We start from the raw sequence: 21136 nt of genomic DNA, 5'->3' as shown, positions 1-21136 counted from the left end.
GAAGGTGTAGACCATGAAGATTATTTTAGCCATTGTACAAGACAAAGATAGTAACCGATTAGCCAACGAATTTATTGATGCCAATATTCGTGCTACAAAATTATCCTCAACAGGTGGATTCTTAAAAGCGGGAAACAGCACATTTATTATTGGGATTGATGATGAACGTGTCGACGAAACATTAGCTTTAATTAAAGAAACATGTCAATCAAGAAAACAATATGTTTCAACACCTGTGACTTTAGATATCACAATGGATGGCCAAATTCCTTATCCTGTGGAAGTTGAAGTAGGCGGCGCTACTTGCTTCGTCTTACCAGTTGAAGGATTCCATCAATATTAAGATGAATGAAGCACAACAGCTACAGCAAATGCAACCTTTGCTGTACAAGCAACTCCAAAAAAGTTTTGAGCATGGTCGTCTTGCCCATGCTTATCTTTTTGAAGGAGATACAGGAACTGGAAAACAAGAATTTGGCTTATGGATGGCGAAACATGTCTTTTGTACGAATTTAGTAAATCAACAGCCTTGTAACGAATGCCATAATTGTGTGCGGATTAATGAAAATGAACATCCAGATGTTTTAAGAATTGCGCCAGATGGGCAAACCATCAAAGTGAACCAAATCCGTGAATTAAAAGCGGAGTTTTCTAAAAGTGGGGTCGAGACTGCTAAAAAAGTTTTCTTAATTCAAGAAGCAGATAAAATGAGTACCGGCGCAGCCAATAGTCTCTTAAAATTTTTAGAAGAACCAGAAGGACAAATTTTAGCTATTTTAGAAACCACTTCGCTTTCTCGAATTTTACCAACGATTCAATCACGATGCCAAACCTTACATTTTCAACCATTAGTCAAAAAAACATTAATTGATCGCTTAATCAAACAGGGGGTTGGTGAAAAGACTGCAACCCTTTTAGCTGAGCTGACAAATAGTTTTGAGAAAGCAGTTGAAATCTCTCAAGATGAATGGTTTAATGAAGCTAGGGAAATCATTTTGCAATGGTTTAATTATCTAAAAAGTAATGATTTACAGGCATTTATCTACGTTCAGAAGAAAATGGTCAAAGTATTTAAGGAAAAAGAACAACAAGCGCTTAGCTTTGACTTGCTCATGGTTTATTACCGTCAATTATTGGAAGAAAGTGTTTCGACACAGCAAGCCAAAAAAGTAACGGAAGAGCAGGCGGAACGGTTGGCGCTAATTTTGAAAGCACGCCAAAAATGGACTGCCAATGTTAGTTGGCAAAATGTTTGTGAACAATTAGTTATCCAAATGATTCACCCTAAATCATAAAGGAAAAAAGTGCCAAGTGGCATTCAGTTTCATAATATAGTAGGAACTTAGCTGTTTCAGCAAGTTCCTTAACCGATTGAAGCGACGTTCACTTGAACTAGATTAGGAGGAATAAAATGGTAGAAGTAGTAGGAGTTCGCTTCCGTGAAGCCGGTCATATCTATTATTTTGCTCCTGGAAAATCTGAGTATATTTATAATGAGAAAGTACTCGTTGAATCTCAACAGTCAAAACAATTAGCTACTGTTGCTATTCCTAAAAAAACAGTCGATTCAGACGATTTACCAGAGGACCTAAAACCCATTTTAAATAAAGCAACAGCCAATGATTTAGAAAAAGAACAAAAAAATTTGGCTGATGCAGAAGCTGCCAAAAGCATTGCCAATGAAAAAATTCGAGCTCATGACTTAAAAATGAAATTAGTGCGAGTAGAATATACCTTCGATCGTAGCAAAATGATTTTTTACTTTACGGCAGATGGGCGAATTGATTTTCGTGAATTAGTCAAAGACTTAGCGGCTATTTTCCGGACGCGAATTGAGTTACGTCAAATTGGTGTCCGAGATGAAGCGAAAATATTAGGTGGCATTGGCCCTTGTGGCAGACAACTATGTTGCTCAACATTTCTAGGAGATTTTATGCCAGTTTCAATCAAAATGGCTAAAGATCAAGGGTTATCTTTAAATCCTGTCAAAATTTCGGGATTATGTGGCCGCTTAATGTGTTGTTTGAAATACGAAAACGACGAATATGAAGCCGCTAAAAAAGAATTACCAGATTATGGAAAAGAAGTAATAACACCAGATGGCAAAGGTAAAGTCGTCGGGTTGAATCTATTAAGTCGGATTGTCAAAGTTCGTCTGCATGGTCGTGAAATCGCAGCGGATTATGATTACGAAGAAATCAAAGAAGCTACTGCGAAAGTTGCTGCTGAAAAAGGTGATCAAAATGGATAAACGTTCGCTCTATGATGGATTAAATTCGTTGGAAACTGATTTAGACAGTTCCGTGACACAATTAAGAGAAATTAAAGCAGCACTCCATGAGTTGGTAGAAAAAAATACCACGTTGGAAATCGAAAACCAACGCTTACGGGAGCATCTCCAAGAACTGAATAAGTTAGCAGGAAATACAACTGAAACTGAAAAACAAGAGCTATCAAAATCACGTATGAATTTGGAAAAACTTTATGAAGAGGGCTTCCATGTCTGCAATATTTTATATGGTTCAAGACGTGAAAATGATGAAGAATGTGCCTTTTGTCTTGATGTTATTTATGGGGAACGTACGCGTTAAGTCTAGTGGACACTGCAAATAAAAAGGAAAGGTTTGGTTTGACAGTCAATCGATTGTCAAATCAAACCTTTATCTATTTATAGAACGAAAAAGGAAAATGAGGGATGCGCTATGCAAAAACAGAAAAGTTTTGATAAGCAAACAACAAAAGGAAAATTGTATCTTGTCCCAACACCGATCGGCAATTTAGAAGATATGAGTATTCGTTGTTTAAACATATTGAAAGAAGCAACGGTGATTGCTAGTGAGGACACAAGAAACACACAAAAATTGCTAAATCATTTTGAGATTACAACACCACAAATTAGTTTACACGAACATAATTACAAAGAGCGAATTCCTCAACTGATTACACGATTGCTGAATGGTGAAACGATTGCCCAAGTTAGCGATGCAGGTATGCCTTCAATTAGTGATCCTGGTCATGAATTGGTTACAGCATGTCTTGAAGAAGAACTGGCAGTGATTGCCTTGCCAGGACCTACGGCAGGAATGACCGCCTTGATTGCCTCGGGTCTTTTACCACAGCCATTTACGTTTTATGGTTTTTTACCAAGAAAGAAAAAGGAACAGAAAGACGTGTTATCAGCATTAAAAGAAGAACGGCCGACACAGATTTTTTATGAGTCCCCCTATCGGATTGCTAAAACGGTAGCAACGTTTGCTGAAGTCTATGGTCAAGAACGCCCTGCTGTGATTTGTCGAGAATTAACGAAACTTCACGAAGAGTATTTACGAGGTACCTTAGGAGAACTAACAGAATATTTAGCAGAAAATACGCTAAAAGGCGAGTGTTGTTTATTAGTTAGCGGATTTACTGGTGAGAAAGAGACAATAGCAGCAATGCCAGCTATTTCCCTCAAAGAACATGTACAAGTTTTAATGGAGGAAGAGGGACGGAGTTCAAAAGAGGCGATCAAAGAAGTGGCCAAATTGAGAAATGTAAAAAAACAAGAAGTATATAAAGAATATCATTCCATTTAAAAAAGGAGAGAAACATGAGTAATTTATTGCGTGCAGAAGGCGTGTCTTATCAAGTAAATGGTCGTAGCATTCTTTCTGATATTGATTTGTCATTTGAAACAGGTAGCAATACAACAATTGTTGGTCCTTCAGGTAGCGGGAAAAGTACATTTTTAAAAATTTTATCTTCATTATTAAGTCCCACAGAAGGCGAAATTTTTTATCAAGAAGCACCAATTACTACAATGCCAATCGAAACATACCGCCAAAAGGTTTCTTATTGTTTTCAGCAGCCAACTTTATTTGGTGAAACCGTGTATGATAATTTATTATTTCCATTTACCGTCAGACAAGAAGCGTTTAATCAGGAAAAAGTCGTGGCATTGCTCCAACAAGTGAAATTGCCCGCTGCTTATCTTGAAAAGAAAATAGCTGAACTCTCTGGTGGTGAGCGACAACGGGTTGCTTTGCTACGAAACATTATTTTTGTACCAGATGTTTTATTATTAGACGAAGTTACAACGGGATTAGATGAAGAAAGCAAACAAATTGTCAATCAATTGTTAAACCAATTAAACAAAGAGCAAGGAGTCACGCTGGTTCGTGTTACGCATGATACCGAAGAAATTCAGCAAGCACAGCAAGTGATTCGTATTGTAGCAGGAAAGGTGGCGCCGACAGATGGATTTAGCAGTTAATAATTTATCCTTATTTTTTTCAGCCATGCTAGTGGTGGTCGCATTAATTATTAGTACTAAAGAAAAATTAGGTTTTACCAAAGATATTATTATTAGTGTGATTCGAGCAGTCATTCAATTAGTCGCAGTCGGCTATTTATTAAAATATGTTTTTCAAGTCAATAACCTGATTTTAACGCTCATCATGGTTTTGGTGATTGTTTCCAACGCAGCCTTTAATGCAAAAAAACGCAGCCAGCAATTACAAAAGGGCTTTTTGATTTCTTTCATTGCGATTGGTTGTAGTACAGGAATTACCATTGGTATTTTGATTTTTTCTGGTTCTATTAAATTTATTCCTTCTCAAATCATTCCTATCAGTGGGATGATTGCCAGCAATTCGATGGTGGCAATTGGTTTATGCTATCGCAATTTAGATACTCTTTTTCAAAACCAACGGCAAGCGGTAATGGAGAAACTAGCATTAGGTGCAACTATCAAACTCGCCTCTTTACCAATCATCCAACAAAGTGTGAAAACCGGGATGGCGCCGACGATTGATTCTGCCAAAACTGTCGGAATTGTTAGTTTGCCTGGGATGATGTCAGGCTTGATTTTTGCGGGCGTTGATCCGGTCCATGCGATAAAATATCAGATTATGGTGACCTTTATGTTGCTATCAGCAACAAGTATTGGTTCAGTAATTGCAACTTATCTTGCCTATAAAGGCTACTATAATCAACAAAAACAATTGGTCGTTTAATTAAAAAGCTGGAAATCTGTGTTTATAACTTCACGGATTTTCAGTTTTTTCTGGTTGAAATAAAGAAGTTTCAATTTGAAAAAGAACGGACGTTCGTATATAATGGAGGCAGGAGGCGAATCAAAATGATGAGCGAATTACGTTTTCCCTTAAAAAAAGATACGTCGAGAAAAATTATACATATAGATATGGACGCGTTTTTTGCTTCAGTTGAAGAACGAGATCATCCAGAGTTAGTAGGACATCCGTTAGTTATTGCGCGCCATCCAAGTGATACTGGGGGCAAAGGAGTGGTGACCACAGCGAATTATATTGCTCGACAGTACGGTATTCACTCGGCTATGAGTGCTCAAAAGGCGTATGAACTATGTCCAAGTGCCATTTTTAAGCCAGGTAATTATCAGAAATATAGTGAAATTTCTCAAGAAATCCGTGAAATTTTTCGCCGCTATACAGATGTGATTGAACCAGTATCTATTGACGAAGCGTATTTAGATGTAACTGAAAATAAGGTCAACAGTAAGTCGGCTATTAAAATTGCGAAAATGATTCAATATGATATTTGGCATGAATTGCAGTTAACTTGCTCGGCAGGTGTTAGTTACAATAAGTTTTTAGCCAAGTTAGCATCAGATTTCCAGAAACCAAAGGGCCTGACGGTTGTCTTACCAGAAGAGGCCGAAGATTTTTTGAAAGCATTACCGATTGAAGATTTCCACGGAATCGGCAAAAAAACAGTGCCCAAAATGCATGAACTAGGGATTTTTACTGGAGCAGATTTATACAAGCAAGATGAGATGACGTTGATTCGGTTATTCGGTAAAATGGGTTATTCATTGTATCGTAAAGTCCGTGGTATCCATGATGCGCCAGTTCAAGTGACTAGAGATCGTAAGTCGGTAGGCAAGGAACATACTTACGGCACCCCTTTAACGACGGAAGAGCAGGTTACGGCTCAATTGAGACAATTAGCAGCAGGGGTTGAGCGTGCATTGCAACGAGTGCAAAAGCATGGCAAAACAGTAGTCCTGAAAGTTCGTTATACTGACTATACGACGATTACGAAACGTGTGACATTACCTGAATATATTTCAAAAAAAGAAGAACTTTTCTATCAAGCGAATTTAATTTGGGAAGATATTTTAGGTTTAGAACAAGGAATCCGTTTATTAGGCATTACTTTAACGAATTTAGATCCACTAGCGTATGAAAACATTGTTTTACCTTTATGGGAAAAAAGTTAGCCCTTTAGCCACATCCTCAAGAGATGGCTAAAGGGCTAACCTTTTTAAATTGATTTTTTGATTTGTTCATAAGACGTTTCGGCGTCATGACATTTTTCCCAAATAACAGCTTTGCCAGCAGCAAGTGATTTGGGTACATCAATAATCCGTTGATTACTACTGCCACGAAATTGTAAATTTAAATTACGTTTTGCCAGTTCAAAGCGCCCATCAACTAAAATGTCAATTGAATGGAGTAGTTCAAGCTTATCAGGCGTTTCTAAAAGTAGTTCTTCAAAGGTATACCCTGACCAAGACCAGATATCTTTGGCTGAGCCAAATGTTTCCCGCACACGTTTGACTACACTAAGACAAACATCTGTATTCAGAAAAGGTTCACCACCCAAAAGAGTCAAACCTTGGACATAGTCATGGGACAAATCTTCAATAATTTGATTCATTAAAGATTCTGTAAACGGCGTACCGTAATTGAAATTTTGGACAGCTTTGTTAAAACAACCTTCACAAGCAAAGAGACAGCCGCTCACATATAAACTATTGCGTACACCTTCGCCATCAACAAAGTTGAACGCTTTGTAATCGGCAATCTTTTTTTTGCTGTAGTCTTCGGTTTTCCATTCTTGTGGTTTCGGATTACGCATCAGCAAAACTTCTTTCTATAGAATAATCGAGTTTAATTTTTTAAATGTTTCACACGAGAGGAAATTTCTTTGTGACGACCGTGTACCATTGGGCGAGCTTGCGGGTTACCTAAATAACCACAAGTCCGTTTAACGACATCACAAGTCTTAGGATCATGATTGCCACATTCTGGACATTCAAAGCCACGTTCAGTTGGATGGAAGTCCCCTTCAAAACCACAGGCATAACAATGATCAATTGGCGTATTGGTTCCTAAATAGCCAACTTTGTCATAAGCGTAATCCCAGACAGCTTCAAGTGCTTTGGGATTTTGCTGTAACATGGGGTATTCACAGTAGTGGATAAAACCACCAGAACAGTATTTTGGATAATCCTTTTCAAAATCAAGTTTTTCAAAAGGCGTTGGATTTTTGCGTACATCATAATGGAAACTATTTGTGTAATATTCTTTATCTGTAATATTTTCGACGATGCCAAATTTTTCAGTATCTAAACGGCAAAAACGGTCAGTCAAGCTTTCGCTCGGTGTAGAGTAGACACTAAAATGATAGCCGTATTCGTTGCCCCAGTTGTCGGCATTTTTTTTCAGTTCTTTTAAAATATCCAGTGTAAAGTTTTTGGCCTCTTGATTGTCCTCCCAAGCACCGCCGTAAAAGGCAGAAGCCACTTCATACAAGCCAATATAGCCAAGTGAAACCGTGGCACGTTTGTTTTTAAACAGTTCATCTACGGCATCCTGTGTAGCTAAACGTTTTCCAAATGCACCATACATGTATAAAATCGGTGCATTCGCTGGTTTAGCTTCTTTAACACGTTCAACACGATAAACCAAAGCATCTTTAACGATCGCTAAACGTTCATTTAAAATTTGCCAGAACTTTTCTTGACTTCCTTGCGCTTCTAAAGCGATTCTTGGTAAGTTCAAGGTCACAACGCCTAAATTCATTCGGCCAACATTTACTTCTTCACCTTGTTCGTCTTTCCAGCCTTGTAAAAAGGAACGACAGCCCATTGGTACCTTAAAACTACCTGTTAGTTCAACGATTTTATCATAGTTTAAAACATCAGGATACATGCGTTTCGTTGCGCATTCCAGTGCCAGTTGTTTAATATCGTAGTTTGGATCAGTAGGTTGCGCATTGACGCCTCGTTTAATTGTGAAAATCAGTTTTGGGAAAATAGCTGTTCGTTTTTCAATCCCTAAACCATTAATTCGGATTTGTAAAATCGCCCGTTGAATTTCTCGCTCAAACCAGTTGGTACCTAAACCAAATCCCAGAGAAGTAAAAGGGGTTTGTCCATTGGAAGTAAATAAGGTATTAATTTCATACTCAAGACTTTGCATGGCATCAAAAATATCTTTTTTCGTTTTCTTCTGAGCGAATGCTTTTTGGCGTTCTTCTCCTTCAATCCATTCTTGCGCATCTGCTAAATGTTTTTCATAATTACGTTCCGCAAAAGGCGCTAATAATTCATCAATCCGATCGGCAGAGCAACCACCATACTGACTGGAAGCTACATTGGCAATAATTTGAGAAATTTGTGCAGTGGCCGTTTGAATTGATTTTGGTGATTCGACATCAGCGTTCCCAATTTTAAAGCCATTGTTTAGCATGCCTTTAAAATCAATTAAACAGCAGTTTGTCATGGGCGTATATGGATGATAATCTAAATCGTGGTAATGAATGTCGCCTTTTTGATGGGCATTAGCCACGTGTGAAGGCAACATCTTTAAACCAATTGATTTTCCAACAATCCCAGCGGTTAGATCACGTTGCGTATTAAAAACGTCACTGTCTTTGTTGGCATTTTCGTTCACGACAGTCTGATCTTTATTAATTAATTTGCCGATAGATACATTAATATCAGTTGCTTTACTACGCTCAAAATCACGTTGGGTTCTGTAATGAATGTATTCTTCGGCTAAGGCATACTCATTGTTGGATAGTAGAGTATGTTCCACAATATTTTGAATTTCATAAATTTTTACGTTATTGGTAAAACGTTCGGCAATTTCTCGATTGACATCGGCAACAATCGATTGGACTTTTTGATGTGTCAAAGGAGTGACTTGGTCATGTATTTTTTGTTCAGCTTTGATCAAAGCGTCGTATATTTTTTGATCATCGAAAGTCACTAAACGACCATCTCGTTTGACGACTTTAATTGTTGAGAGATTAACATCCTCGGCTTTTTCATCAGTAATCTTCATCATTTTATCCAGCTCCTTATATCTCGTTAGTAACTATCCTAATACAAAGGTCGGCTAAATTCAATCGATATATTGCGTATTTTTAGTAAAATACCACTAGACAAACACTATATATTGTGCTTGTGCTGTTTTGAAAAAATATGAAAACAAATGAAGAAAAGGATTGAGCAAATTTTTTGGCGTGAAAAAAATTCTTTGTCAAAATTAAAAAACAGCAAAGAGTTTTTTGCCAAATTGCTAAAAGCAACACTAAAAAATAACAATTATTAAATAATAATTGTTTGCAGATTTATTCACGAAATGCCAATTATTCTTTGACTACCGAACGATATTGTAAGATAAAACGATGTTCATTCAGATTTTTTCTTGGTAAAATAAGAGTAATAATAAAACGTTGGAGCGAGAAAAATGAAAAAAATTGTAGAAGTAAACCATGTCAGCAAGACATATGGTCGTTTAAATAATAAAACAGAAGTATTAGATAATATTTCGTTTACCGTTGATGAAGGTGAATTTGTGGGGATTATGGGTCCCAGTGGTGCCGGGAAATCGACACTGTTGAATGTCTTATCCTCGATTATTTTGCCAACCGCAGGAATCGTGCGCATCGCCGGACAAGATATTTTGAAAATGCGAGATAATCAATTAAGTGATTTTCGGAGAAACGAAATGGGGTTTATTTTTCAATCGTTTAACTTAATTGATACGTTAAATGTGAAGGACAATATTCTGTTGCCTTTAGCTGTAGAAAAAGTTTCATTAGAAGAAATGGATAAACGTTTGTTACATGTGACTTCGATTTTGGGGATTCAGGAGCTTTTATCTGATTATCCACCAGAGATATCTGTGGGACAAAAACAACGGGTAGCAGCTGCTCGTGCTTTGATTACGAACCCTAAAATTATTTTTGCAGATGAACCAACTGGCTCGCTGGATTCAAAATCAGCAACAGAATTGTTGAAATATTTAGCTGAAATTAATCTACATGATGATGCCACAATTTTGATGGTGACACATGACCCGTACACGGCCAGTTTTTGCAATCGCATCTTATTCATTAAAGACGGTGCGATTTTCTCAGAAGTTGTTCGTCAAGGATCACGTAAGGAATTTTTTAATCGTGTGATAGATATGCAAGCAACGATTGGTGGAGGCGGGCGCGCAAATGATTTTTAAACTATCATTAAAAAATTTAAAAGCTCATGTACCTAATTATCTAGTTTATTACATTAGTATGACTTTTGCAGCGGTCGTTTATTATTGTTTCCGTGCGATTGCTTACAACCAGCCTCTTGTCGCAGGTGCAGGCCGTGATATCGAAATTAAGCGATCTTTAGGACTCGGTAGTACCTTAGTCACCATTATTATTTTAGGCTTTATGTTGGCAGCAAATCGCTTTTTTATAGGCAAACGTAGCCAAGAAATTGGATTGTATCGATTAATTGGCTTGAGAAAGAGCCAAGTTTCACTAATTTTTTTAGTGGAAAATTTAGTTTTAGGCTTTGTTTCACTAATTAATGGGATTATTTTAGGAGTGATTTTCACCAAGTTGTTTTCAATGATTTTAGCCAAAGTTATGTTTTTAGAAGTGCCCAGTTTCTTCTATATTTCTTGGCGTTCCGTTATTGAAACCGGTGTAGCTTTTGCATTTATGATTCTGATTGTCTGCTTAAGAAGTATTTGGATGATTTATCGTTATCCATTGTCGCAGCTTATGCACCAAGAAAAAATTGGTCAAATTAATTATAGTCGTTTAACGAAACGGCGGCAGTTTCTAGGTATTTTAGGTCCTATTTGTTTACTGGCCGGTTATTTTATTGCGTTTGATTTTCGTAATTTAGCGACAGGTATTGTGTATAAACAATTAAATGATTCATTGGATATCTCGATTCCAATGATTATTACGTTGACCCCTTTTATCATTTTGGGTCTATGTGTGGTGGGAACTTATTTATTTTTCCGTTATACCATGTATTTTATCATTCGCTTATTTAATCATAGAAAAAAATGGTATTACCAAGATTTACGCATGATTACTTTAGGCAATGCCAAACGCTACTTATTTAAAAGTAGCAAAACACTCACTGGTTTGACCTTGTTAATTGCGACAGCCTTGAGTGGAATCGGCGTGATGGTTTTTGTGTATACGATTAGTATGCACACGGTCAACAGTGATGGCCCCGTGGACTTTTTAGTTTCACAGGAAAGCTATCCTAAATTGAAGAAAGTTCTCGATGAAGCGAAGGACACCAAAATAAAAAATGAAGTGACACTTTCTTATAAAATTACTGGAATTGAACGCACCTTGCGAATTGGTCAAGCGCCAGAGGAACAAGAAACGATTGAAGCAGTTAATGTTTTATCCTTCTCCAATTATCGTAACTATCAAAAAATTAATCCTTATTTGAAAGATCTGCATTTAAAAAATGACCAAAGTGTAATCTATATGGATAGCTTTACCAATATCTTAAGTGGTATGTCTCGTTATGGCGCGAAACTGCAATTTGTTGAAGGAGAGACGGCACAACTACAACAAGTGCTGCCAAACTATTTAGGCAATTTTTTACTGCAATATTCCTTACCAACGATTGTCGTTTCCGATGCCCTTTATCAGAAAGTGACAAAAAATTCCATTCAATATCAGATTAACGCCGTAAATGTTGACACGAAAAGCCGTGAAAAACTTTATGAAGCCGTAAATAAACAGATTGCCACAGAATGGCAAACGCCAATTTTGTATAAGTATGAAAAAAACAACCAGCAGTTGAGTGGTTTTGCCAAACAAATGCCTAACGAAGAGGCAAAGAATACGCAAGATGATGTCACAGAAACTTGGCGGCTAAATATGAATGATCGCTACGCCTCTTTACGCTATGAACGAAAAATTAACGGCTTGACTTTATATGTCTCCATGTTTGTGGCGATTTTAGCGTTGTTTATTACGGGCAGTATTTTGATGTTACGACAACTGTTTTCAGCTGTAAGTGAGCGTCAAGATTACGTGACTTTAAAACGGATGGGTGTTTCTAGTAAAGCGATAACTAAGCAAATTTATCGACAGAATAGTTTGATTTTCTTTCCGCCGATGGTCATTGGGATTTTGCATACCACCTTTGCTATTTATTTGTTAAGCCAATTTATTAAGAGTCCAGGATATTTGTTAGTATATCTTTCTTGTGGAATCTTAATAATTGTTTATCTAATTTTTTATATTTTAACGTCTGCCATTTATGCGCGGATGATTCGACACATCCATTTTTAAAAAACTGTAAAAGCCGTTGTGAAGCGGTTTTTACAGTTTCTTTATGCGAAAAAATTATGAGAGTTCCCTTTATGAAAATCATGAAAATTTAAGAAGTGACGAAATTGTTAGTTTTTTTATTAAATTGTAAGAAATTTCAATGGACTTTGCTGAAATATAGCATAAAATAATGGATAGCGATTAACCTTAGGAGGTGAATGATAATGAAAACAACTTTTCAGAAAATTCTCAATAACGAAAGTCTTAAATTCATCGGTAAAACGTTATTTTATTCTTTCATTGTCATTGCATTAATTTATCTTTATCATTACAAGAATATCAATGGAGGAACCTTCATTTATAACGAGTTTTAAGGAGGCGGCTATATATGGAAAAAGTAATTAATATGATTCAAACGATTGATGAATGGGCACGTAAAGAACCCCAACGTCCTGTTTATTTAACCGAAGAAAAAGTCTCTACGTATGGAGAGTTAAAAGAAAAGTCAGACAATCTAGCCGCTTATTTAGCTGAGCTGAAAACGGACAAGTCAGCGATTGTCGTATACGGAGAATTAGATTTTGAAATGATTGTGAGTTTTCTAGGCGCATCGAAAGCTGGTTTTAGCTATATCCCCATTGATGCACATACACCAAAAGAACGCATTGAACTAATTCTAAACGTAGCCAAACCAACCGCAGTGATTGCTGTGCATGAATGGCCTGAGTTAGCCACCGAAGTGCCAGTAATTACGGCGGAAGAATTAACAGAAATGATGATGCATGCACCTCGACATGCGCCTGCGTTGACGCCTGTCACAGGAGCAAGTAATTACTATATCATTTTCACTTCAGGGACAACTGGCGTACCAAAGGGTGTGCAAATCAGCCATGATAATTTAGTTAGCTTTACGAATTGGTTGTTGCAAGATTTTGGTTTAGAAGAAGGGGCCCGCTTTTTAGCACAGGCACCTTATTCGTTTGATTTATCGGTGATGTCTATTTATCCCGCATTGGCGTTAGGCGGCTCATTAACTCCGTTACCCAATGAAATCATTAACGATTTTAAACAATTATTTACGCGTTTGCCACAATTAACAATCGACGTCTGGGTTTCAACACCGTCATTTATTGAATTGTGTCTAATGGAACCAAGCTTCGATGGTGAACATCTACCAGCACTGCGCACGTTTTTATTCTGTGGAGAAGAATTACCAAAACCAACGGCTGAGAAATTAGCCGCTCGTTTTCCAACTGCGCATATTTATAATACGTATGGGCCGACAGAAGCGACTGTAGCGATTAGTGCCATTGAAATCACTCAAGAAGTTTTAAAAAGTGTCCAACGTTTACCAATCGGGTATGTGAAAGAGGATACGCAAATTTATATTATGGAAGGCATGTCAAAATTACCTGCAGGTGAAATTGGTGAAATCGTCATTGCTGGACCAAGTGTTTCCAAAGGCTATCTAAATAATCCTGTGAAAACAGCTGAAGCTTTTTTCCAATTAGATGGCATACCAGCTTATCACACAGGCGATGCTGGAAAGTTAGTCGATAACCTATTGCAGTATGAGGGACGCTTAGATTTTCAAATTAAGTTGCATGGCTACCGCATTGAGTTAGAAGAAGTGGATCATCACTTAACGAATGTTTCCTACGTGAAACAAGCAGTTGTTGTGCCGAAATATCAAGGAAATAAAGTCCAACAATTAATTGCCTATGTCGTTCCGCAAGCACATGAATTTTCAAGTGATTTTCAATTAACTAAGGCAATTAAACAAGAATTAGCCACGTTGACAATGGACTATATGATTCCACAAAAATTTGTATATGTTGAACAATTACCTTTGACAAGTAATGGCAAAATTGATCGGAAAGGGTTGATGAATGAGGTGAATGCCACATGATGAATTTTCCTCATATGATTCCCTATAATGCACCGTATTACTTTGTTCTGCTAATTACGGCCTTGTTGCCAATGATTTTAACCTTAGCCATTAAAGGGACACGTTGGCCTTGGTACCAAACGCTCGTGACACTGGTCTTTCTATATATCAGTTTTGGTGGCGAATTTTGGCAACAAGGAGTCGCTCTGATTGTATATGTTATTTATCAAACGTTACTAACGTGGGGCTATGCGGCTTATCGAAAAAATAAAAATGCAGGTTGGGTCTTTTATCTGGCTGTCTTTTTAGCTATATTACCACTTGTTTGGGTGAAAGTTTCTCCCTTCATGACAGGCAAAACAACCTTACTTGGCTTTTTAGGGATTTCTTATTTAACCTTTAAAGCGGTCCAAGTGGTCATGGATTTACGGGATGGCGTAATGAAAGAATATCATCCGTTTCGTTACATTCAGTTTCTCTTGTTTTTCCCGACTATTTCTTCAGGACCCATCGATCGTTATCGGCGCTTTGAAAAAGATTTGAAAAACCCGCCGAGTGCGGAGAAATATTTAGACTTTTTAGAAAAAGGAATTTTTTATTTATTTCTAGGATTTTTATATAAGTTTATTATCAGTCATTATCTTGGTGGTGTCTTTTTACCACATGTGGAAAAAATGGCCTTGGCACAAGGTGGTTTATCCTGGTGGACAGTCGGCTATATGTATAATTACAGTTTGTATCTATTCTTTGATTTCGCAGGCTATAGTTTACTGGCCGTTGGCACAAGTTATTTAATGGGCTATGATACACCAATGAACTTTAACAAACCGTTCCTAAGTTGGAATATTAAAGAATTCTGGAATCGTTGGCACATGACCTTATCTTTTTGGTTCCGTGATTACATTTACATGCGCTTAATGTTTTTCTTAATGAAAAAGAAAGTCTTTAAGAGTCGGATTGTGACTTCTAATATTGGTTACTTTGCGTTGTTCTTAATCATGGGCATTTGGCATGGATTAACGTGGTTCTACATCGCTTATGGGCTCTACCATGCAACACTAATTTGTGTGACAGATGCTTGGCTACGTTTTAAGAAAAAACATAAAGACAAGATACCATCAAACAAATTTACACATGCATTTGCAGTCTTTTTAACTTTCCAAGCGGTTTGTGTCAGCTTCCTGATTTTCTCAGGATTTTTAGACAAACTATGGTTTAAATAAACAAAAATAAAAATATAAAGGGGCAATTTACAATGAACATTCAAGAAACAGTATTAAACATTTTAGAAGATATTACAGGAACAGACGAAGTTGTGAACAATCAAGACATTCAATTATTTGAAGAAGGATTATTGGACTCTTTAGCAACGGTTCAATTATTAGTAGAAATTGAAGGACAATTAGGAATCCAAGTTCCTGTATCAGACTTTGACCGTGAAGTATGGGGAACACCAAAACAAATCATTCAACAAGTGGAAGCTTTACAATAATGTCTAGAAAAAAACGACTAATCAGAATCTTAGGTCCAGTGCTTTGTTCAGCGGTCTTGGTTGCAGTGTTCTTTTTTGCACCGTTCAGAATCAATTTAACTTCCGAAAAAACGTTGAAGGAAGCATCAACGTCAATGGCACCGAACGTTTTAAAAGGCAATGTGATTAAAAACAAAGCAGTGGCTTCTGGTAAATATGTTCCTTTTTTTGGCTCTTCTGAATTAAGTCGATTTAGTGCTTTCCACCCTAGTGTGCTCTCTGAAAAGTATCAACGGAACTACCGACCGTTTTTACTAGGAGAAGCGGGCACACAGTCATTAACCCAAGCGATGGTCATTCATTCGATGGGCGATGCGATTGCCAATAAAAAAGCGGTCTTTATTTTATCTCCGCAATGGTTTGTCAAAAAGGGTGTACCTAATGATAGTTTTGGTGCACACTATTCAAAATTACAAACCTACCAATGGTTAGCTAATTTAACCGAATTAACCAGCGGTGACCAATATCTAGCACAACGTTTGACCAAATTTCCAGTTGTTCAAAAAGACAAAGTCTTAATGGAAACTTTGGCAAATCTGCAGGCAGGGCAACTTCCCCAACGCTCTCAACGAGATTATTTTATAATGAATCTCCGTTTCTTGAATCGTGAGGATGAATTGTTTAGCCAAATTGGCATGGTTAGCAGAGAACCAATTGTTGAAAAAGATATGAAACAATTACCCGCTACGTATAATTTTAATGAATTAGATCAGCTAGCTGGAAAAATTGCGGCAAAAGCCATAAATAATAATAAATTTGAAATTAGTAATGGTTTTTATCGCCAACGGATTAAACCAGTTTTACCGAAATTAGCTCATTCACAAAAGAAATGGGATTATCGTTTTTCTCCAGAATATGGTGATTTCCAAGCTGCGTTAGAACAGTTAGCAGAAAAAAATGTCGATGTTTTATTTGTAATCCCACCTGTTAACAAACGTTGGTCGGACTATACGGGCTTGTCACAAGATATGTTGCAACAAGTAGCACGCAAGCTGAAATATCAACTTCAAGAGCAAGGCTTTACTAACATTGCTGACTTCTCAACATGTAGTAATGAACGTTACTTTATGGCGGACACGATTCATTTAGGTTGGCGTGGTTGGCTCGCTGTTGATCGTCAAGTAGATGAATTTATGAAACAACCTGCGTCTAAAAAGTTAGCGTATCAAATTGATGATCGTTTTTATCAGACAGATTGGCAACAACAAAATCCATTGGTCTTACCTCAATTTTAAGAAGGCAAGATGGATTAAGTACCAAGTATTTGAAGCGGACTAGAAGCGCTTCGTAACAATGAAAATAGCCTGTACCTGCCGTTGAATAACGAGCGTGCAGGCTGTTTTTTCGTTTATTTTTAGTGGAGAACGTTGCTCAATTTATTTTTTGTAAGTATTTTTTTAGTTCGTGGTATAATGGATAAAATTGGTTTTTGAGGGGAGTTATTTTTATGGATGCAAAAGAAGAAAAAATGTTAATTGATTTAACAAGTGCTAAAGGGATTGCTGGGAATGAAGACGAAGTACGTTCGTTATTTAAAAAGTATGCAGCACCGTATGCGGATAAATTTTTATATGATGGCCTTGGCAGTATTATTGCAAAAAATGTTGGTGATAAAGAAGGACCAAAAGTCTACATTTCTGGGCATATGGATGAAGTCGGTTTCATGGTTACCCAAATCACAGAAAAAGGCTTTTTAAAATTTCAAACCGTTGGCGGTTGGTGGGGGCAAGTGATGTTGGCCCAACAAGTTCAGATTAAAACTACGACTGGTAAGGTTTACCATGGTGTCATTGGGTCTAAACCACCGCATGTGTTAACAGCGGAAGTTCGTAACAAACCCTATGAGATTGCAGATATGTTTATTGATATTGGTGCAAGTAGCGATCAACAAGTTGCAGAATGGGGGATTCATCCAGGGGATATGGTGACACCATATATTGACTATCGTCGCATGAATGATACAAAATTTTTATTGGCAAAAGCGTGGGATAACCGAATTGGTACGGCCGTTTCATTAAAAGTTTTAGAAAATTTAGCGACAGAAGGGCACCCCAATATTTTATTTGCAGGCAGTGATGTGCAAGAAGAAGTCGGGCTACGCGGTGCGCAAACAAGTACGCATCTTGTGAATCCAGACATAGCGTTTGCTTTAGACACAGGAACAGCTGGTGACACACCAGGAATGACACCTAAAGAAGCCGACTCTGTTTTAGGTGAAGGGCCACAAATTTTGATTTATGATGCATCAATGATTCCGCATAAAAAATTACGTGATTTTGTTATTCAAGTGGCGGAAGAAAATAACATTCCCTTCCAATATACAGTGATTACAGGGGGAGGTACGGATGCTGGCCGCATGCATTTAACGCGCAACGGGATTCCATCATTAGCCATCACGGTGCCTGTTAGATATCTGCATTCACATACCTCAGTTATTCATGAAGATGATTATTTCAACACAGTCAAATTAGTCACAGAAGTGGTGAAACGTCTAGATAAAGAAACAGTCGCTAAATTGACTAGTTATTAGTTTCAGAAAGGATGGAATGAATGAAAAGTTTAGTAACAAATTCGCAACATCGTGCCAATGCTCGCAGAGCCCTTGATGGGCAATGGGGGATCATGGCTTGGTTAACTTTCTTAGGAGTGGTTTTACAGAGCTTTTTAACATCGATTGTGCAAAATTTATTTTCTGGTGAAAATCAAGTTTTTCAAAGTAGTTTTGCCGCAGTATTACTGCAAATTTTTGTTTTATTCGCGTTAAGTTATGCGCTATATTACGCAGCCTTGAAGGTGTTGCGTGGTGAAAAGGTGCGGGTCAATATTTTAATGAGTGTTTTTCAAGGAAAATATTATGGTCCGCTATTCGTGGTCAACCTACTTCAAAAAGTACTTGAACGTGTAATTGGTTTGTTATTTTTGTTACCAATTTTATTTGGTGCAGGGACAACCTTGTATTTCAAATTGATGTTTAGTACAGTTACACCAGAGGAAATCCAAACCTTTTTCTTAAATGATTTTTCCTTTTTCCTAGCGTTTGGCGTTGCCACTATCTTGATCTTTTTAATTGGTTTGTTTGTGAGTGGCGTTTTTCAATTTGCTGTGTGGCTACGTTTTGATAATCCAGAACTGCCAATTATGATGGCGTTGAAACAGGCGTTATATTTAATGAAAAATCGTTTTTGGCAATATTTATGTTTACAATTTTCTTTTATTGGTTGGTATATTGTGGGCTTTTTAGCTATTGGTATCGGTCTATTATGGGTGATTCCTTATAACCATGTAGCGTTAGCTAGTTTTTATCAAACTGCCTTAGAAGAAAAAGGTTTAGCCGAAGAATAAAAAAGAAGCTTGAATCCTTTGTTATCTCGACAAAGGATTCAGGTTTTTTCTTTGGTCTTTTTGTGAAAATTTAAGCGTTTTAACCTCGTTTTTCCGTTATTTTATGGTAACATGGAAGTATCGTATTGAAGGAGGTTGTCCACACATGAAATTGACTGTCTTAGGCTGTTTAGGTGCTTATCCATACAAAGGAGAAGGAACGAGTTCCTATTTGTTAGAATCTGAAGGCTTTCATTTGCTTATTGATGCAGGCAGTACGACATTAGTGCGTTTAGAAAACTATCTAGATCCATTGAAATTAGATGCTGTCATTCTGTCGCATTATCATCATGACCATATCGCAGATTTAGGTGTTTTACAATATTATCGTCAGCTTTATCCAACGCTGGAACCGACTCCTATTTTGCCAATATATGGCCATACACAAGATCAAATGCATTTCAAAGAACTAACGCTTCCTAACGTTTCCGAAGGGAAAGAGTATTTTGAAGCAGAAGAGTTGGCAGTAGGACCATTTTTAATTACTTTCATGGAAACGATTCATCCTGTCACTTGTTACGCGATGCGGATTGTTGAAAAAGCGACCGGCAAAGTCTTTGTCTTTACAGGAGACTCTGGTTACTTAGCAAGTTTTGAAGACTTTGCAAAAGACGCGGATTTATTCTTAGCGGATACGTACTTATTTGAAGGTAATGAACGACATCATGCACATTTTACGTCAAGAGAAGCAGGTGAAATTGCCAAAGCCGCACAAGTCAAACAATTGATGTTGACCCATTTACCACAACATGGGTCATTGGAACAACTACGTGAAGAAGCGCAAAACTATGCTGGAACGGAAATTCCAGTGACATTAGCCCAACCAGATTTAACAGTTGAGATTTAAAAAAGTAACTATACCAAGGGAGAGAACCGATTGTGATTTTTGTACCGAATGAAAATAATGACCCACGAGTGAATTTAGCAATTGAAACATATTTGTTAACAGAAATGCCTTTAGATGAGCCCATCCTTTTATTTTACATTAACGAGCCGTCAATCATTATTGGCCGTAACCAAAACACAATTGAAGAAATTAACAAAGAATATGTAGATGAGCACGGCATTCATGTTGTTCGTCGCTTAAGTGGCGGCGGCGCCGTTTATCATGATCATGGTAATTTGAATTTTAGTTTTATTATGCCAGATGACGGCAACTCTTTCCGTGATTTTGCGAAAGTTACCCAACCAATTATTCAAGCATTGCACGACTTAGGCGTTGAAGGTGCCGAATTAAAAGGGCGCAATGACCTAGTGATTAATGATATGAAGTTTTCAGGAAATGCGATGTACGCTACCAACGGCCGCATGTTTGCACATGGAACCTTAATGTTTGATAGTGATATTGATGAAGTTGTAAATACATTGAAAGTACGGAAAGATAAAATCGAATCTAAAGGTATCAAGTCTGTTCGTTCACGGGTAACAAACATTAAACCATTTTTATCTGAAGATAAACAAGAGATGACAACGGAAGAATTCCGCCAAGAAATTCTTTTGAAAATTTTCGGCGTAGATTCGATCGACCAAGTTAAAACGTATGAATTAACTGATCAAGACTGGGCGGCTATTAACAAAATTTCAGAGCAATACTATCGCAATTGGGATTGGAATTATGGTAAATCACCTGCATTTAACTTAGAACGTCGCCATCGTTTCCCAATTGGTTCAATTGAAATGAAAATGAATGTGGCAGATGGTGCCATTCAAGAAATTAAAATCTTTGGGGACTTCTTTGGGCTTGGTGAAATTAAAGATGTTGAAGATATTTTAACCGGCGTGAAATATGATAAAGCTTCTTTAGAAGAAGCCATTGATCAAATTGACGTTAAAAAATACTTTGGCAATATCGAAAAAGAAGATTTGCTTGGGTTAATTTATTAAAAAAAGACAGCCGTTTCAAACGGTTGTCTTTTTTCTAGCTAAAAAATAATTTTTAGCTTTTAGAAAGGTAGTACTATGTGCAAAATCGTCGAAACGATTTTTATCAGGGAACTATCAAA

At 37.2% G+C, this 21136-nt stretch carries 21 protein-coding genes; 19 read left to right on the top strand and 2 right to left on the bottom strand.

The annotated features are described in order from the left end of the window. Nucleotides 1-13 precede the first annotated feature (13 nt). The 8 genes from IGM13_RS11265 to dinB all read left to right on the top strand — a co-directional run bounded on the left by IGM13_RS11265 (nt 14) and on the right by dinB (nt 6238). The gene (locus tag IGM13_RS11265) at nt 14-343 is read left to right on the top strand and encodes a cyclic-di-AMP receptor (protein WP_002356367.1); all 330 of its coding nucleotides are present in this window, start codon (nt 14-16) and stop codon (nt 341-343) included. A 1-nt stretch (nt 344) separates the two neighbouring features. After that, nucleotides 345-1295, top strand: coding sequence for a DNA polymerase III subunit delta' (gene holB / locus IGM13_RS11260; protein WP_002419280.1), 951 nt, complete (start codon nt 345-347; stop codon nt 1293-1295). 116 nt (nt 1296-1411) lie between these two features. Then, nucleotides 1412-2251, top strand: coding sequence for a PSP1 domain-containing protein (locus IGM13_RS11255; RefSeq protein ID WP_002356371.1), 840 nt, complete (start codon nt 1412-1414; stop codon nt 2249-2251). After that, nucleotides 2244-2591, top strand: coding sequence for a DNA replication initiation control protein YabA (locus IGM13_RS11250; protein ID WP_002356372.1), 348 nt, complete (start codon nt 2244-2246; stop codon nt 2589-2591). The genes IGM13_RS11255 and IGM13_RS11250 overlap by 8 nt, the downstream gene beginning before the upstream one ends. Nucleotides 2592-2702: 111 nt before the next feature. Next, nucleotides 2703-3575: a 16S rRNA (cytidine(1402)-2'-O)-methyltransferase gene (rsmI, locus tag IGM13_RS11245; RefSeq protein WP_002359438.1), complete on the top strand. Its 873-nt coding sequence runs from the start codon at nt 2703-2705 to the stop codon at nt 3573-3575. A gap of 14 nt (nt 3576-3589) precedes the next feature. After that, on the top strand, nt 3590-4252 hold the full coding sequence (locus IGM13_RS11240) for an ABC transporter ATP-binding protein (protein WP_002356375.1): 663 nt from the start codon (nt 3590-3592) through the stop codon (nt 4250-4252). After that, nucleotides 4236-4994 carry an ABC transporter permease gene (locus IGM13_RS11235; protein WP_002356377.1) on the top strand — a complete coding sequence of 253 codons (759 nt, stop codon included), beginning with the start codon at nt 4236-4238 and terminating at the stop codon, nt 4992-4994. The genes IGM13_RS11240 and IGM13_RS11235 overlap by 17 nt, the downstream gene beginning before the upstream one ends. Nucleotides 4995-5122: 128 nt before the next feature. Further along, nucleotides 5123-6238 (top strand): DNA polymerase IV, encoded by a 1116-nt coding sequence (dinB, locus tag IGM13_RS11230; RefSeq protein WP_023894966.1) that lies wholly within the window; start codon nt 5123-5125, stop codon nt 6236-6238. A 44-nt stretch (nt 6239-6282) separates the two neighbouring features. Here the strand turns inward: dinB and nrdG are convergent, their stop codons facing one another. Next, entirely contained in the window at nt 6283-6879 is a 597-nt protein-coding gene (gene nrdG / locus IGM13_RS11225) for an anaerobic ribonucleoside-triphosphate reductase activating protein (RefSeq protein WP_002419279.1), read from the bottom strand. 32 nt (nt 6880-6911) lie between these two features. Continuing rightward, nucleotides 6912-9095 carry an anaerobic ribonucleoside-triphosphate reductase gene (nrdD, locus tag IGM13_RS11220; protein WP_002382497.1) on the bottom strand — a complete coding sequence of 728 codons (2184 nt, stop codon included), beginning with the start codon at nt 9093-9095 and terminating at the stop codon, nt 6912-6914. A gap of 405 nt (nt 9096-9500) precedes the next feature. Here nrdD and IGM13_RS11215 point away from each other — a divergent pair, with 405 nt between their 5' ends. The 11 genes from IGM13_RS11215 to IGM13_RS11165 all read left to right on the top strand — a co-directional run bounded on the left by IGM13_RS11215 (nt 9501) and on the right by IGM13_RS11165 (nt 21017). Then, nucleotides 9501-10268, top strand: a complete 768-nt coding sequence (locus tag IGM13_RS11215) for an ABC transporter ATP-binding protein (protein WP_002419277.1) — start codon at nt 9501-9503, stop codon at nt 10266-10268. Next, a complete protein-coding gene (locus IGM13_RS11210; RefSeq protein ID WP_002419276.1) occupies nt 10258-12354 on the top strand; it encodes an FtsX-like permease family protein in 2097 nt (698 codons plus the stop codon). Before IGM13_RS11215 ends, IGM13_RS11210 begins: the two co-directional genes overlap by 11 nt. A gap of 203 nt (nt 12355-12557) precedes the next feature. Then, nucleotides 12558-12707, top strand: coding sequence for a teichoic acid D-Ala incorporation-associated protein DltX (locus IGM13_RS11205; RefSeq protein WP_002356384.1), 150 nt, complete (start codon nt 12558-12560; stop codon nt 12705-12707). A gap of 14 nt (nt 12708-12721) precedes the next feature. Continuing rightward, entirely contained in the window at nt 12722-14242 is a 1521-nt protein-coding gene (gene dltA / locus IGM13_RS11200; RefSeq protein WP_002419275.1) for a D-alanine--poly(phosphoribitol) ligase subunit DltA, read from the top strand. Further along, nucleotides 14239-15444 (top strand): D-alanyl-lipoteichoic acid biosynthesis protein DltB, encoded by a 1206-nt coding sequence (gene dltB / locus IGM13_RS11195; protein ID WP_002419274.1) that lies wholly within the window; start codon nt 14239-14241, stop codon nt 15442-15444. Before dltA ends, dltB begins: the two co-directional genes overlap by 4 nt. A gap of 32 nt (nt 15445-15476) precedes the next feature. Next, nucleotides 15477-15713 (top strand): D-alanine--poly(phosphoribitol) ligase subunit DltC, encoded by a 237-nt coding sequence (gene dltC, locus IGM13_RS11190; RefSeq protein WP_002356389.1) that lies wholly within the window; start codon nt 15477-15479, stop codon nt 15711-15713. Further along, a complete protein-coding gene (dltD, locus tag IGM13_RS11185; RefSeq protein ID WP_002419273.1) occupies nt 15713-16987 on the top strand; it encodes a D-alanyl-lipoteichoic acid biosynthesis protein DltD in 1275 nt (424 codons plus the stop codon). The genes dltC and dltD overlap by 1 nt, the downstream gene beginning before the upstream one ends. Nucleotides 16988-17199: 212 nt before the next feature. Next, entirely contained in the window at nt 17200-18282 is a 1083-nt protein-coding gene (locus tag IGM13_RS11180; RefSeq protein ID WP_002367214.1) for a M42 family metallopeptidase, read from the top strand. A 20-nt stretch (nt 18283-18302) separates the two neighbouring features. Next, nucleotides 18303-19094, top strand: coding sequence for a DUF975 family protein (locus IGM13_RS11175; RefSeq protein ID WP_002381417.1), 792 nt, complete (start codon nt 18303-18305; stop codon nt 19092-19094). A gap of 145 nt (nt 19095-19239) precedes the next feature. Continuing rightward, nucleotides 19240-19980 (top strand): MBL fold metallo-hydrolase, encoded by a 741-nt coding sequence (locus IGM13_RS11170; RefSeq protein ID WP_002356393.1) that lies wholly within the window; start codon nt 19240-19242, stop codon nt 19978-19980. A gap of 32 nt (nt 19981-20012) precedes the next feature. After that, on the top strand, nt 20013-21017 hold the full coding sequence (locus tag IGM13_RS11165; RefSeq protein ID WP_002356394.1) for a lipoate--protein ligase: 1005 nt from the start codon (nt 20013-20015) through the stop codon (nt 21015-21017). The last annotated feature ends 119 nt before the right edge of the window (nt 21018-21136 follow it).

The organism is Enterococcus sp. DIV0561, from assembly GCF_050539875.1.
Lineage (GTDB): Bacteria > Bacillota > Bacilli > Lactobacillales > Enterococcaceae > Enterococcus > Enterococcus faecalis.
This window is presented reverse-complemented; position numbering and strand designations above follow the sequence as displayed.